This is a genomic window from Burkholderia anthina (genome assembly GCF_902498995.1).
GTDB lineage: Bacteria > Pseudomonadota > Gammaproteobacteria > Burkholderiales > Burkholderiaceae > Burkholderia > Burkholderia anthina.
Window position 1 is genome coordinate 63,393 of sequence record NZ_CABVLY010000027.1, and the last position, 14,104, is coordinate 77,496.

9 protein-coding genes are annotated in these 14,104 nt (G+C 63.2%); 5 read left to right on the forward strand and 4 right to left on the reverse strand.

Going from position 1 to position 14,104, the window contains the following annotated elements:
* Positions 1-42 precede the first annotated feature (42 nt).
* Positions 43-1,107 (reverse strand): selenide, water dikinase SelD, encoded by a 1,065-nt coding sequence (selD, locus tag BME24068_RS28345; RefSeq protein WP_174928024.1) that lies wholly within the window; start codon positions 1,105-1,107, stop codon positions 43-45.
* Positions 1,108-1,221: 114 nt separating this feature from the next.
* On the opposite strand from selD, the gene BME24068_RS28350 reads away from it, so the two are divergent.
* Positions 1,222-2,058, forward strand: a complete 837-nt coding sequence (locus BME24068_RS28350; RefSeq protein ID WP_174928025.1) for a DMT family transporter — start codon at positions 1,222-1,224, stop codon at positions 2,056-2,058.
* Positions 2,059-2,155: 97 nt separating this feature from the next.
* On the opposite strand, the gene pdxR is transcribed toward BME24068_RS28350, so the two are convergent.
* Entirely contained in the window at positions 2,156-3,664 is a 1,509-nt protein-coding gene (gene pdxR / locus BME24068_RS28355; RefSeq protein WP_174928026.1) for a MocR-like pyridoxine biosynthesis transcription factor PdxR, read from the reverse strand.
* Between the two features lie 126 nt (positions 3,665-3,790).
* Between pdxR and BME24068_RS28360 the strand changes: the two genes are divergently transcribed.
* Both BME24068_RS28360 and gabD read left to right on the forward strand, forming a co-directional pair.
* On the forward strand, positions 3,791-5,074 hold the full coding sequence (locus BME24068_RS28360; protein ID WP_174928027.1) for a 4-aminobutyrate--2-oxoglutarate transaminase: 1,284 nt from the start codon (positions 3,791-3,793) through the stop codon (positions 5,072-5,074).
* Positions 5,075-5,164: 90 nt separating this feature from the next.
* The gene (gene gabD / locus BME24068_RS28365; protein ID WP_174928028.1) at positions 5,165-6,634 is read left to right on the forward strand and encodes an NADP-dependent succinate-semialdehyde dehydrogenase; all 1,470 of its coding nucleotides are present in this window, start codon (positions 5,165-5,167) and stop codon (positions 6,632-6,634) included.
* A 625-nt stretch (positions 6,635-7,259) separates the two neighbouring features.
* Here the strand turns inward: gabD and BME24068_RS28370 are convergent.
* On the reverse strand, positions 7,260-8,567 hold the full coding sequence (locus tag BME24068_RS28370; RefSeq protein ID WP_174928029.1) for an integrase catalytic domain-containing protein: 1,308 nt from the start codon (positions 8,565-8,567) through the stop codon (positions 7,260-7,262).
* Between the two features lie 358 nt (positions 8,568-8,925).
* On the opposite strand from BME24068_RS28370, the gene BME24068_RS28375 reads away from it, so the two are divergent.
* Together BME24068_RS28375 and BME24068_RS28380 are read left to right on the forward strand one after the other, a co-directional pair.
* Entirely contained in the window at positions 8,926-9,507 is a 582-nt protein-coding gene (locus BME24068_RS28375) for a hypothetical protein (RefSeq protein ID WP_174928030.1), read from the forward strand.
* Positions 9,504-12,080 carry an RHS repeat protein gene (locus BME24068_RS28380; RefSeq protein WP_174928031.1) on the forward strand — a complete coding sequence of 859 codons (2,577 nt, stop codon included), beginning with the start codon at positions 9,504-9,506 and terminating at the stop codon, positions 12,078-12,080. The genes BME24068_RS28375 and BME24068_RS28380 overlap by 4 nt, the downstream gene beginning before the upstream one ends.
* 197 nt (positions 12,081-12,277) lie before the next feature.
* On the opposite strand, the gene BME24068_RS28385 is transcribed toward BME24068_RS28380, so the two are convergent.
* The gene (locus BME24068_RS28385; RefSeq protein ID WP_174928032.1) at positions 12,278-13,822 is read right to left on the reverse strand and encodes a methyl-accepting chemotaxis protein; all 1,545 of its coding nucleotides are present in this window, start codon (positions 13,820-13,822) and stop codon (positions 12,278-12,280) included.
* Positions 13,823-14,104: the final 282 nt, after the last annotated feature.

Sequence of the window (14,104 nt, forward strand, 5' to 3'; positions counted from 1 at the left end):
GCCGTCGGCGAACCACCGCGACTAAAGACGCGTCAGGACGCGTCAGGCGACGTCGACGCGCGACGGCCCGTCCACCATCTCGCCGATCACGGCCGCGCGGTCGAAACCGTCGGCGCGGAAGCAGGCGAGCACGTCGTCGACCGCGTCCGGCGCGCACGCGACCAGCAGGCCGCCGGACGTCTGCGGATCGGTCAGCAGGGCCTGCGCGACCGGCGGCAGCCCGTCGGCAAGCCGCACGTCGCTGCCGTACGCTGCCCAGTTGCGGCCCGATGCGCCGGTCAACACGCCGTCGGCGACGAAGGCCTCGACGCCCGCCAGCCACGGCAGCGACGCGTAGTGCACGCGCGCGGTGAGGTTCGCGCCACGTGCGAGCTCGAGCGTGTGCCCGAGCAGCCCGAAGCCCGTGACGTCGGTCAGCGCATGCACGCCCGGCAGCGCGGCGAGCGCCGCGCCGGGACGGTTCAGCTTGGTGGTCGTCGCGACCATCTGCGCATAGCCGGCAGCGTCGAGCTGGTTCTTCTTCAGCGCGGCCGACAGCACGCCGACGCCGAGCGGCTTGCCGAGCACGAGCACGTCGCCCGCACGCGCGGCCGCGTTGCGCTTCACGCGCGACGGATGCACGACGCCGATCGCCGCAAGCCCGTAGATCGGCTCGACCGAATCGATCGAATGGCCGCCCGCGACCGGAATGCCGGCCTCCGCGCACACCGATTCGCCGCCGCGCAGCACGGCCGCGATCGTCTCGTGCGGCAGCACGTTGATCGGCATGCCGACCAGTGCGAGCGCGAGAATCGGCTTGCCGCCCATCGCGTAGACGTCCGACAGCGCGTTGGTCGCCGCGATGCGGCCGAAGTCGAACGGATCGTCGACGATCGGCATGAAGAAGTCGGTCGTCGCGACGATTGCCTGCTCGTCGTTCAGCCGGTAGACGGCCGCGTCGTCGGACGTCTCGGTGCCGACCAGCAGATCGGGGAACAGCGCCGGCGGGGTCGCCCGCTTCAGCAGTTCGGACAGCACGCCCGGCGCGATCTTGCAGCCGCAGCCGCCCCCGTGAGACAGGCTCGTGAGGCGCGGAACGGCGGGCGGAGTGAGGGTGGCTTCGGTCATCGTCGGCATCCGGTGAATAACAACGTTCCATTATCGACAATTCCGTGCGAATGTGCCCGATACCCACATAATCGACCGTTCGCCCCGCTACGTTGCGCGTCCGCGCCCTCTTTCATGGATCACTTGTTCATCGGCCTCGTGCTGTGCTCCGCGCTGCTGCACGCGATCTGGAATGCCTTCCTTCATGTCAGCGAGGACCGGCTCGTCCAGCTCGGCACGATGTCGCTGCCGTATCTCGCGTTCGGCATCGCCGGCGTCGCGCTGCTGCCCGCGCCGGCGCGCGCCGCGTGGCCGTATATCGCGGCGTCGGCGGCGCTCGAGGTCGCATACTGTTTCACGCTGGCGCGGGCGTACCGCAACGGCGAATTCGGCCAGATCTACCCGATCGCACGCGGGATCTCGCCGCTGCTCGTGTCGGTGCTCGCGCTCGCCGTGCTGCACGAGCGACCGACGCCGTTCGGCTTCGCCGGCATCGCGCTCGTGTCGTTCGGGATCATGTCGCTCGCGCTGCGGCGCGGTTTCCGGTTCTCCGGGGAAGGCGTGCCGTATGCGCTGCTCACGGGCGTGTTCATCGCGTCGTATTCGATCTGCGACGGGATCGGCTCGCGCGTGTCGGGCAGCGCGCTCGGCTACATCGCGTGGGTATACGTGCTGTGGAGCGTGCCGCAGCTCGTGCTCGTCTGCGCGGTGCGCGGCGGCCCGCGCGCGGTGCTCGGCTCGCGCACCGCGCTCACGCAGGGCGCGATCGCCGGCACGATCTCGCTCGCCGCCTACGGGATCGTGATCCTCGCGTACCGGCACCTGCCGGTCGCGACGGTGTCGGCACTGCGCGAAACGAGTTCGATCTTCGCGGTCGCGATCGGCTGGTTCGTGATGCGCGAACGGCCCGGCGCGCAGCGGCTCGCCGCGTGCGCGCTGGTGGTCGCGGGCGCGGCGCTGATCCGGCTTTGAATACCCGAACGGTCGATGCCGCACGGCGGCAACGGCTGGCCGCTTGCGCGTCCGCAGCGCGCGCCGCATCGCGATACCGGCCGTCGTACCGCCGCACTCAAACCTCGGCGGCAACCTTGCCGAACGCCCGCTCGTCGATCGCTTCGGCCAGCGTTGCGAACGCGGTCGCGATCTCGTCCTCCGGCACGCACGCATAGCCGAGCAGCAGGCCCGACGCCGCGCGTTCGCGCTCGGCGTAATAGCCGGACAGCGGCCGCACGACGATGTTGCGTTCGAGCGCGGCCTGCGCGACCGCGCGATCGTCGACGCCGTCCGGCAACTGCGTGACGAGATGCAGCCCCGCATCGCTGCCGAGCGCGTGCAGCGTGTCGCCGTAGCGGCGCGCGACCGCATCGAGCAGCACCTCGCGGCGCTGCCCGTACAGCGTGCGCATCTTGCGGATATGCGACACGAAGTGCCCTTCCGCGATGAACTCGGCCAGCACGGCCTGCTGCAGCAACTGCCCCTCGCGGTACAGCTCGGCGCTCGCGGTCGCGAAGCTCTCCGCGAGCGGCTCCGGCGCGACGAGATAGCCGACCCGCAGCCCCGGAAACAGCGTCTTGCCGAAACTCCCGACGTAGATCACCTGCCCGGCCGTGTCGAGCCCCTGCAGCGACGCGAGCGGCCGGCTGCCGTAGCGGAACTCGCTGTCGTAATCGTCCTCGATGATCCAGCAGCCGTGCTGGCGCGCATATTCGAGCAGCATCCGGCGCCGCGCGAGGCTCATCACCATCCCGAGCGGATACTGGTGCGACGGCGTGACGAGCATCAGCTTCGGCGGCTCGGCGAGATCGGCCGCGGACGGCGCGATCCCTTCCTCGTCGACCGGAATCGGCCGCGTGGTGAGCCCCGACACGTTCAGCACGCTGCGCACGCCCCAGTAGCACGGGTCCTCGGTCCAGATCGCGTCGCCCGGATCGGTCAGCAGCCGCACCGCGAGGTCGATCGACTGGTGGATGCCGGTGGTGATCACGATCTGCTCGGGCGTGCAGCGCACCGAACGCGACGTGCGCAGGTAATCGGCCAGCGCCTCGCGCAGCAGCGCGAGCCCGCCGCCCGGCGCGTAGGTCAGCAGGTCCGGACGCAGGCGCCGCCAGTACTTGTTGTGCAGCCGCGTCCACACGCGCGCCGGAAATCGCGACACATCGGGCACGCCCGGCATGAACGCGCCGCCCTGGCGCTTCGACACGCCCGCGCCCTCGACGAGCCGCGTGCCGCGCGCGGACAGCCGCCGCGCGGACGGCAGCACCACCGCCGGGCCGGCGGCCGGATCGGGCGCCGCGCCGACGATCTCGTCCGGCGCGCTGTCGGCGACGAACGTGCCGCGGCCGGTCGCCGAGTTCACATAGCCTTCGAGCGCAAGCTGTTCGTAAACCTGCGTGACCGTGTTGCGGGCGATCCCGAGCTCGGCCGCGAGCAGCCGCGACGACGGCACGCGCGTGCCGGCCGGCAGTTCGCGCGACAGGATCGCCTGCTGCAGCAGACGGTGCAGCTGCCGGTAGATCGGCTGTGCGCCGCCGCGCACGAGGCGCTGCGCCAGCCAGTCCGACAACACGCTTGCGCGCATGATTGGCTCCTGAATATTTATTTAAATGGCTCTGATTGTCAGAGCCAAATGTGATTATAGTCGCCTCCATGGGCTGCCAACGCGGCCGATTTTTATCCCACCGGACAGAACATCAAGGAGATGACCGTGAAGAATGCCGACCTGCAGGCCCGCAAGAACGCCGCCACCCCGCGCGGCGTCGGCGTGATGTGTGATTTCTACGCAGCCCGCGCCGAGAACGCGGAGCTGTGGGATGTCGAAGGCCGCCGCTTCATCGATTTCGCCGCCGGCATCGCGGTGCTCAACACGGGCCACCGCCATCCGAAGATCGTCAAGGCGATCGCGGATCAGCTGAACAGCTTCACGCACACCGCTTACCAGATCGTCCCGTACGCGTCGTACGTCGAGCTGGCGGAAAAGATCAACGACCGCGCGCCGGGCGACTTCCCGAAGAAGACGGCGCTCTTCACGACCGGCGCCGAAGCCGTCGAAAACGCGATCAAGATCGCGCGCGCGGCAACCGGCCGTCCGGGCGTCATCGCGTTCTCGGGCGGCTTCCACGGCCGCACGATGATGGGCATGGCGCTGACCGGCAAGGTCGCCCCGTACAAGCTGAACTTCGGCCCGTTCCCGGGCGACGTGTTCCACGCGCCGTACCCGAACGCGCTGCACGGCGTGACGACGGCCGACTCGATCAAGGCGATCGAGATGCTGTTCAAGGCCGACATCGATCCGAAGCGCGTCGCCGCGATCATCTTCGAACCGGTCCAGGGCGAAGGCGGCTTCAACCCGGCGCCGGCGGAATTCGTGCGCGCGCTGCGCAAGATCTGTAACGAGCACGGCATCCTGCTGATCGCCGACGAAGTGCAGACGGGCTTCGCGCGGACCGGCAAGCTGTTCGCGATGCAGCACTACGACGTGCTGGCCGACCTGATCACGATGGCGAAGAGCCTCGCGGGCGGCATGCCGCTGTCGGGCGTCGTCGGCCGTGCGGACGTGATGGACGCGGCAGCGCCCGGCGGCCTCGGCGGCACGTACGCGGGCAACCCGCTGGCCGTCGCCTCGGCGCACGCGGTGCTCGAGATCATCGACGAAGAGAAGCTGTGCGAGCGCGCGACGCAACTGGGCGACGTGCTGAAGGCGAAGCTGAACGCGCTGCAGGCCGACGTGCCGCAGATCGCCGACGTCCGCGGTCCGGGCGCGATGATCGCCGTGGAATTCATGAAGCCGGGCACGGGCGAGCCGGACGCCGAGTTCACGAAGCGCGTGCAGGCGCGCGCGCTCGAGCGCGGGCTGCTGCTGCTCGTGTGCGGCGTGTACTCGAACGTCGTGCGCTTCCTGTTCCCGCTAACGATTCCCGAGGCCGTGTTCGACGAAGCGCTCGTGATCCTCGAGGAAGTGCTGAAGGAAACGGTCGGCGTGCCGGCCTGAGGTCCCGCTCACTTCAACTGAATGTGCCGCCGCCGTCGTGAAGACGGCGGCGGCCGTTTTCATCCGTCCTTTTCAAAGCAGGCGATTCATATGAGCACTGTTCAGGAAACCCTGGCACTGAAAGATCCGTCGCTGTTCCGCCAGCAGGCGTACGTCAACGGCGAATGGCAAGGCGCGGCGAACGGCGAGTCGTTCGACGTCCGCAACCCGGCAACCGGCGGCCTGCTCGGCACCGTGCCGGCGATGGGCACCGCCGAGACGCGTCACGCGATCGAAGCCGCGAACGCCGCATGGCCGGCGTGGCGCAAGAAGACCGCGAAGGAACGCGCGGTCATCCTGCGCAAGTGGCACGACCTGATGATGGAAAACGCCGACGACCTCGCGCTGATCCTGACGACCGAGCAAGGCAAGTCGCTGGCCGAAGCGAAGGGCGAGATCGGCTACGCGGCCTCGTTCCTCGAGTGGTTCGCGGAAGAAGGCAAGCGCGTGTACGGCGACACGATCCCGACGCCGGCGAGCGACAAGCGCATCGTCGTCACGAAGGAAGCGATCGGCGTGTGCGCGGCGATCACGCCGTGGAACTTCCCGGCGGCGATGATCACCCGCAAGGTCGGCCCGGCGCTCGCGGCAGGCTGCCCGATCGTCGTGAAGCCGGCGGAAGCGACGCCGTTCTCCGCGCTCGCGATGGCCGTGCTGGCCGAGCGCGCGGGCGTGCCGGCCGGCGTGTTCAGCGTCGTCACGGGCGACCCGAAGGCGATCGGCGGCGAACTGACGTCGAACCCGATCGTGCGCAAGCTGTCGTTCACCGGCTCGACGCCGATCGGCCGCCTGCTGATGTCGCAATGCGCGGCGACGGTCAAGAAGGTGTCGCTGGAGCTCGGCGGCAACGCACCGTTCATCGTGTTCGACGATGCCGATCTCGATGCGGCCGTGCAGGGCGCAATCGCGTCGAAGTACCGCAACAGCGGCCAGACGTGCGTGTGCACGAACCGCTTCTACGTGCACGAAGCCGTGTACGACCAGTTCGCGCAGAAGCTCGCGGCGGCGGTCGGCCAGTTGAAGGTCGGCCGCGGCACGGAGCCGGGCGTCACGCAAGGCCCGCTGATCAACGAAGCGGCCGTGCTGAAGGTCGAGGCGCACATCGAGGACGCGCTCGCGAAGGGCGCGACCGTCGTGACCGGCGGCAAGCGTCACGCGCTCGGCCACGGCTTCTTCGAGCCGACCGTGCTGACGGGCGTCACGCCGGCGATGAAGGTCGCGAAGGAAGAGACGTTCGGGCCGCTCGCGCCGCTGTTCAAGTTCAGCAGCGACGACGAGGTGATCGGCCTCGCGAACGATACCGAGTTCGGTCTCGCCGCGTATTTCTACAGCCGCGACATCGGTCGCGTGTGGAAGGTCGCCGAAGCGCTCGAATACGGGATGGTCGGCGTGAACACCGGCCTGATCTCGAACGAAGTCGCGCCGTTCGGCGGCGTCAAGCAATCGGGCCTCGGCCGCGAAGGCTCGCACTACGGCATCGACGACTACGTCGTGATCAAGTACCTCTGCCTGGCCGTCTGACGGTTCGCGGCCTGTCGCATCCGTGACAGGCCCTGACCGCCCGGCCGGAACCGGGCGGTCACGACGCGGGCCGGCGGCCCTCTCCGTCGCGCCCGCATCGTCTTCCTGTTCCCCAATACGTTCGCTACGTCTCGGTGAGACGTACGCCGCCTGAAACGCTTGATCTCCGCATCGCCCCATCCCGCTTTAATCTCGCCGCCGCGTGTTCGACATATGTCTCCTGCAGCAAATCCGGCAAGGTGCCTGACGAATCCCGGGATGCACCCAAGCATGGGTGGTTTACCAGGAAATCCCGTCCACGCTCCTCAATAGCTGTTCCGTTGCCATTCGGTCAGCATTCGCATTTCGCAGAGATCTGGGCGGGGGCGCCGGCCCGCTGGCGCGTCAAGGCCCGAATGAACCCGCGATAGCGGAACCATAGTCCGCTATCGGACGAAATTCGTCCGTTGCATTGCGCGAGGCGTAAGCCGCCCGCGAACTTCGGTGACAGTTCGTTCCGCGCCTCTCCAGAGCATGATCCTACGCGGAGCCGTCCAGTACATTCCAATTCCGAAAGGAGCCTGGCAGTCTCGGGGGTGTCGGTTCGGTCGATCCTTGCAAAGGAAAGGCATTTTAGGGCATTGACTCAAGTTCCATGAGTCTTCGCAAAGCTCCAAACATCGCCGTACAACGGTTTGGTTTCGACGGCCACCCGATTCATCATGGCGTCGCGCGCCTGGCGTACCTGACGTGCCACTTCGATGTCGGTCATGTTGCGCGCCTGTTCGAGCAACAGTTCGAGCGTGATTCCCGGGCGCAAATAGCGGTTGGCGTGCGCAAGGCTGGCGAGCTTTTCGAGCGGTGTCTGGACGTCCTGATGCCGGTGTATTCGCCGCAGCCGGCCCGGTTTTCGCGGGTCCGGCACTTCGGTGCCGAACAGACACGGCCGATGGAAATTCAGGAACGGATTCAGCAGGTCTTCGCAGAACGCGTTGAACTGCACGGCCCGCTCGGCGGGGATATAGGCGTAACCGAATTGCCGACGTACCACTGCGCCGTTCTTGGCCTCGGCCAGCGCATTGTCGTTGCAGCAGCGCGGCCGCGAGCGCGTGAAGTCGATGCGCGCCTGCTCAAGCATGGCGGCCACCTCGTAGTTGATGTATTCGGAACCGCCGTCCGAATGAAATCCCAGAATCTCGAACGGGAACTGCGCCAGCATCGCGCTCAGCGTGGGCAGCATGTGTTCGCGCCTGAGCGTCGGTACGGTGGCCACCACCTGCCATTGCGTGACGCAGTCGACTGCATTGATGTGATAGACGCTCCAGCGGCCGCGGAAGTCGCCCTGATGCACGCTGTCGATGCGGATGAAGCCCGGCCGGTTCTCGGGCGTCGGGGCCCGTCGAACAGCGATGGCGGCTGCCCTCGAATCCGCTCGCGTGCGCGTGCGAACCGTATGGCGGCCCTGATACTTGGCCGAGCGGCGCAGATTATAGAGATGTGATGACGACAGGTGCTGCAGCCGTACGAACCGTTGGTCGCCATAGACCTGATACATGCGCCGCAACACGGCCACCATGGCGGGGCCCGAAAGACGGCCGTACTCGCGCTCGGCCTCGGCCAGCGCATCCAGATCGGCCTCCGTATATCGCCTGGCGAACGCGTTCGAAGGTGCGCTTTTGGGACGAATCAGCGTCTTGAAATGCAACCAGCGCCACACCAGTCTCGTGACATGCGCACGGCTGAAGCCACTGAAGCGGCGCAAGTAGCGCAGCACCAGCCCCCGGTCATCACGTTTGAGTTCGCGGTAGCTCAAGCGCGCCAGAACCGACACGATCCACGCACAACGCGCTGGCGCGTTGGCCGCAGGCGTGAAATCCAGCGTCTGTATGCCGTCGAGTACGGCGCGCACCTGTTCGGGGGTGCGGATTCTTGTTTCGTCCAAGTCGATGATCATCCGACAGATGATCAACCATCCCCAACAGCCTGCCGCCCATCGGCAGTCAACACCCGGTGCGTTTCCTTCGCTCCAGGCTCATCGCCCGCTGGAAACGCGCGGCTACAGGCTCATTTGCCATTGGACAGTGCTGTCCCATAAAGGACTACGAATTTTCGTAATCGTCCGATTTCCATTCCGGGTTCAATCTTCTAATGTGGATGCCACGACATCATTGAACACGCACCATGACAAATAATAAATGTCTGAATTCGACTCAAAGATATAGCAAAACCGATCAGAAGCCTGCCGGCTCACACCTTACCAATTCAATTGCCCGGTCATTCCAAATCATTCGACACGGACTCGGATAGAAAAAATGCAAAGAAAAGCCACGAAATCCAGCCGTGACCTACATCGATCGACCGACCTCATCAACTGGATCAGCAGTCGAGAGATGATCCTGATATTTTCAGTCAGCGCGAGCATCGTAATTTTTTCATCAGACACCGTACTGTCTACTCACCCGCCTCTCGCAGCCTTCGTTGCAGCGATGACGCAATACTTTCCAGAGATTGGACACTATCAGGCCAGATCCCGATTCCCGGAAGTCACCGGCCTTTATTTCTCCATCATGCTTTTCATCACGCCAGCAGTTCTAGTTCAAATGATCCGTACTCGAATGCACGTATTGTCAGATATGCGGGCGCGACAAAAGCGACATCCGGTCAAATGGTTAATTTCATCAACGTTAATCATATCATTATTAATTTCATGTTTATATATTTTAATAAATCACAACAACGGTATTCAACTACCCGGCATGCCAATTGATCAATCAAAGTTCGCATTAACTGCATCCGGTTGGATTTTCGCAGGGGGAGCGATATGGGGAAGCATCGGCTTACTAATTAACTTATCAATGGCCTTTCTTAAATACACAAACAAGGAGGATGCATGAGCAGTTCAAAAGAATTTGACGAAATGATGCAAGGCACCATCCAGGAAACGATCATTGCATACGCAAGCAAGCTCTCCGAAAGAGCCGGGAGCGCGCTCCGTGCGAGCTACGATGACGTGCTACGCATGGCCCAAGCAAGTGCAGATCGCGCGAGTATCGCCAAATCATTGTTGGCAAATCTTGACACGTTGAACACTGCAACGTATCGGGAATTGAGTGCTATCGATCAGGATCGACTCTCAGCCTCATTAAAGAATCAAGTAAACGAGTACAAGTCAGCCTTATCTCGATCAGATGGATTTTTTTCCACCGCAGCACAGACAAAAAATATTGCCACCGCCTTCACGACATTAGGAAAACATCTTGGCTCGCTAGTAAGCGCCATCGACCTCGTTACGACACTTGCGGATCGAAATGCGACCGAATACACGGTGGGAGAAAAGGCCTTCGCTGTCGGAGCTGGCATGCTTACTGGAGCAGCAATTGCCATCATTACGACTTCCACGGCGGTAGCCATCTTTGTCGCGGTTCTTACAGGTATCGCCTCAAAGTTCGCATGGGAAGCATACGCGAAGTCCATTGGCATGCCATCCGATCATTCACCACCATTCTGGAAATCGTTAGCCGCAATTCTTGGACTCCATGCCGATATTGTCGCAACATCAGAAGCACCGCCGGCGATCCAACGCTACCTTCCTTCCGGCGGCTCCGGAACGCTTCTCAAGATATATGACGATCTGGCCGCCTACTCGTCGACATCGCCGACTCATACCGTAATCGCTGCACAACTACAGCTTGATCGCTGGGAAATCAGCACGTACTTCCCCGACGACTTCCTGGCAGGAAAACTCAATTCCAACCAACAGGGCGCTCCGATCGAGCAATTCATTTACATGTCTTCCGGAGCATTCAAGAAGCAGAAATTCGATCCATCATCTGAGCGACTGCTAGAAGAACAACATTTCAACTCGAGCGCAGCGCTACTCGAACAGAACGAATACCGATACGATGCAAGCGGCAATCGTCAAAGCATCACGACGCGCGACGCGAACAATAAGGTCACACAAGTCTCCCATCTCGATCCTTCACAGCAAGTAAAATGGATCGAAACATACAACTACGACGAAAAAGGCAACTTGACCTCCATCGTCAAGAGCGATGCCAACGGTGTGCCGATCACGGACACCGAAGCAGGCACGCCCTCCGGACCCACGGTACCGCCAAGCGGAATCCGCTCGGTCATCGACGGCCGTGACGCAATCGGACGCACGACACACGTCACTCATTTCAATTCGCGCGGTGCAAACATTGGTGCCGAATCGCTTACCTATGATGTCGCGGGCAGGATCGTGTCGTTTCGCCTGGACAGCGCGACTTATACGGATCAAACGGCCTATTCGACGACGGCGCCAGCCAGTGGCGGCTACTACTACAAAGCGCTCTGGAATCCGGACGGCACGCTCGGTGCCATGCTGGTAAATACCCCGGAAAATACATCGTATCCCGTTATCGACTTGACGTACCGTGATGACGGTAGCCGGACCATGGCGTTCCGCTCTCCGGACGGAAGACCGCTAATGAGTGCGAGCTTCGACACGGAGGGCCGCTTCACATCGTCCCGCCCTGCGGGAAGTCAGGCCCGCGTCGACTATGCGTCTCTGTCCAACGGTGAATACACGCTTACGAAGTACGACGATTCGAATCGGCTTACACAGATTGTTCATTACCGCTCCAACGGGACGGAAGTTTCCGTCACCTCATTCCGGTTCGGGCAGGACGGTTCACCTGAGAGTAAAACGGTGCTTCAGTACGCAAGAGATGCCGCAGGCTTTCGACAATCGACAACATATGACAACCGAGAGCGAGTCATTGAACGAGCGAAGATCGGCGACGGGAACGTCAAGGTGGAGGTCGAGCAGTATCGCTACAACGCCGATGGGAGCCGTGACGTCTATCGAACGGACGGGATGGGAAACATGTTGGCAACGGAGCACTACAATGCACAGGATCTGAAGCAAAGCAGTACCATTCAATTCCGCGACGCCCAAGGGCGCCTGCACGTCAAGATCACCAACGCAAACGGTCGATTTTTCGACGCCACTCACGCCAACTCGGATCCTCGTTCGCCTATCGTCGAACAAAACTGGCTGGACGATGCCGACCAATTGCATGTCCGTGTGCCAAACGGAAACGGATTTCGAGAAACATTCAACAGTCGGAAGTTCGGGCGCGTCCTTCTCACTCAGTTGAAGCCTGGTGGTGACGTCTACGCCCTGATCATGTACGGATTCACGATCTTGCCTCCCGGAGCGGCAGCCATCAATTTCAACATCGAATCGATCAGTCTTGCCGATTTGCAACGACTGCCGCCCGGTGTGACACTCCCGTCCGCACCCAACCTCGACACCAGCCCATTCCTCGGAGCAGGTGGAACCGGGAAATGGGCGGGCGTCAGTATCGGCTTCGGTACGGACATACAGTGGTCGCACTCCCCGCAGCACAGCGATACCCCGGATTTCGTCATCACACTTCCAAATGGAATCAAACCCAAAGATGTGATCGGAAACTGGTAGTTGCCCATCACGGCGGCGCAGAGATACGGTGCCGCAAGGCGTTCACCAATCCAATCTGTAGCAGAAGACGCCTGCCGGGGTAGTTCATGCATCAGTCAGAACGTGTCATCCCCGCGCTTTTTGCGCTGGGATGACACGCCGCTCAACGCAGCGAGACAGCATCGCCAAACGCCAGAAGGGCCGGCGCCACTGTCAGATCATCTGAACACGTTCACCGCATCCACCAACCGCGTCGCCTGCTGCTTCAGGCTCTCCGACGCCGCCGTGCTCTGCTCGACCAGCGCCGCGTTCTGCTGCGTGATGTTGTCCAGATGCACGACCGCCTGATCGACCTGCGCGACGCCCGTGCTCTGCTCGGCCGTCGACGAGCTGATTTCCGCGATCAGGTCCGACACGCGCTTCACCTGCGTGACGATGTCTTCCATCGTCTTGCCCGCGCCATCGACGATCCGCGCGCCCGATTCGACCCGCTCGACGCTCGCGCCGATCAGCGTCTTGATCTCCTTCGCCGCATTCGCACTGCGCTGCGCAAGCGCCCGCACTTCACCCGCGACCACCGCGAAACCGCGCCCCTGATCGCCCGCACGCGCCGCTTCGACCGCCGCGTTCAGCGCGAGGATGTTGGTCTGGAATGCGATCCCGTCGATCACGCCGATGATGTCGGCGATCTTGCGCGAGCTGCCGGTGATGTCGTTCATCGTCGTGACGACTTCGCTCACCGCCTGCCCGCCGCGCTCGGCCGCTTCGCTCGCGGACACCGACAACTGGTTCGCCTGCAACGCCGTCTCCGCATTGCTCGACACCGTGGCCGTCATCTCGGCCATCGACGCCGCGGTTTGCTGCACGCTGGTCGACGCCTGTTCGGTGCGTGCGCTCAGGTCGTTGTTGCCCTGCGCGATCTCGTTGCTCGCGCGCTGCACGTTGAGCACCTGCTCGCTGACGTCGTCGACGAGCCAGCGGAACATCAGCCCGAGCTGGTTGATCGTGCGCAGCGTCATGCCGATCTCGTCGACGCGGTTCATCGCGACGCCGGTACGGCTTTCGCCGGTCGCGACGCGCAACGCCTGGTCGCGCAACTGCATCAGCGGACGCGCGATCTGCGCATCGAGCCACAGCCCGGCCGCGATCGCCACCCCGGCCGTCGCGGCGGTAAATGCCGCAAGGCCGCCGCCGGTCAACCCGCATGCCCAGCCCGCGCCGACGACGGCCGGCGCCAGCACGCACAGCGTCGAATGCAGCCGCGCACGCACCGACATCGTCTGGAACAGCGATGCGACGCGCATCAGCCCGCCCCGGACGATCAGGCCCTTGTGGAAACGGCGGTTGCCGGCCTTGCCTTCGCGGAACGCGCGGTACAGCGCGTCGGCCGCCGCGATCTCGTCGCGCGACGCCTTGGTGCGCACCGACATGTAGCCGGTCGGCTGCCCGTTGCGCATGACCGGCACCGTATTCGAACGCACCCAGTAGTGGTCACCGTTCTTGCGGCGGTTCTTCACGAGCGCGGTCCACGGCTCGCCGTTCTTCAGCGTCGCCCACATGTCGGCGAACGCCTCCTTCGGCATGTCCGGGTGCCGCACGACGTTGTGCGGCTGACCTTCGATCTCCTCGGGGGAAAATCCGCTGACCTGAATGAATGCGGCGTTCGCGTACTTGATGTAGCTGTCCGCGTCGGTGGTCGACATCAGCGTCGCGTCGTCCGGAAAATCGAATTCGCGTTGCGTGACAGGCTGGTTATTGCGCATGGTATGGAGTCCCGTGTTGCGGATCTTGCGTCCGCCTGTGGATGGATGCGAGACCGTACGCATCGCGGGCGACCCGCATGCGTTCGATCAGACTCCTGCGCTTTCGGCAAATCTGGCGAAAACATTATGCCGACCGCGGGTAAATATGCATTAATCGTTCATCGCCTTGATTTAGCCGAACACTTTGTTTATACGTGAATCAAATACTCAGTTTTATCAAGCATTTGCACGCCAATCATCTGAACATTCAGGGCAATTCATTCGACCGGATTCGCGAATAAA

What these genes read in the sequence shown, in the direction of transcription:
- selD (WP_174928024.1), bottom strand. Translation starts at nt 1,107, where the DNA reads ATGACCGAAGCCACCCTCACTCCGCCCGCCGTTCCGCGCCTCACGAGC.
- BME24068_RS28350 (WP_174928025.1), top strand. Translation starts at nt 1,222, where the DNA reads ATGGATCACTTGTTCATCGGCCTCGTGCTGTGCTCCGCGCTGCTGCAC.
- pdxR (WP_174928026.1), bottom strand. Translation starts at nt 3,664, where the DNA reads ATGCGCGCAAGCGTGTTGTCGGACTGGCTGGCGCAGCGCCTCGTGCGC.
- gabD (WP_174928028.1), top strand. Translation starts at nt 5,165, where the DNA reads ATGAGCACTGTTCAGGAAACCCTGGCACTGAAAGATCCGTCGCTGTTC.
- BME24068_RS28370 (WP_174928029.1), bottom strand. Translation starts at nt 8,567, where the DNA reads ATGATCATCGACTTGGACGAAACAAGAATCCGCACCCCCGAACAGGTG.
- BME24068_RS28375 (WP_174928030.1), top strand. Translation starts at nt 8,926, where the DNA reads ATGCAAAGAAAAGCCACGAAATCCAGCCGTGACCTACATCGATCGACC.
- BME24068_RS28380 (WP_174928031.1), top strand. Translation starts at nt 9,504, where the DNA reads ATGAGCAGTTCAAAAGAATTTGACGAAATGATGCAAGGCACCATCCAG.
- BME24068_RS28385 (WP_174928032.1), bottom strand. Translation starts at nt 13,822, where the DNA reads ATGCGCAATAACCAGCCTGTCACGCAACGCGAATTCGATTTTCCGGAC.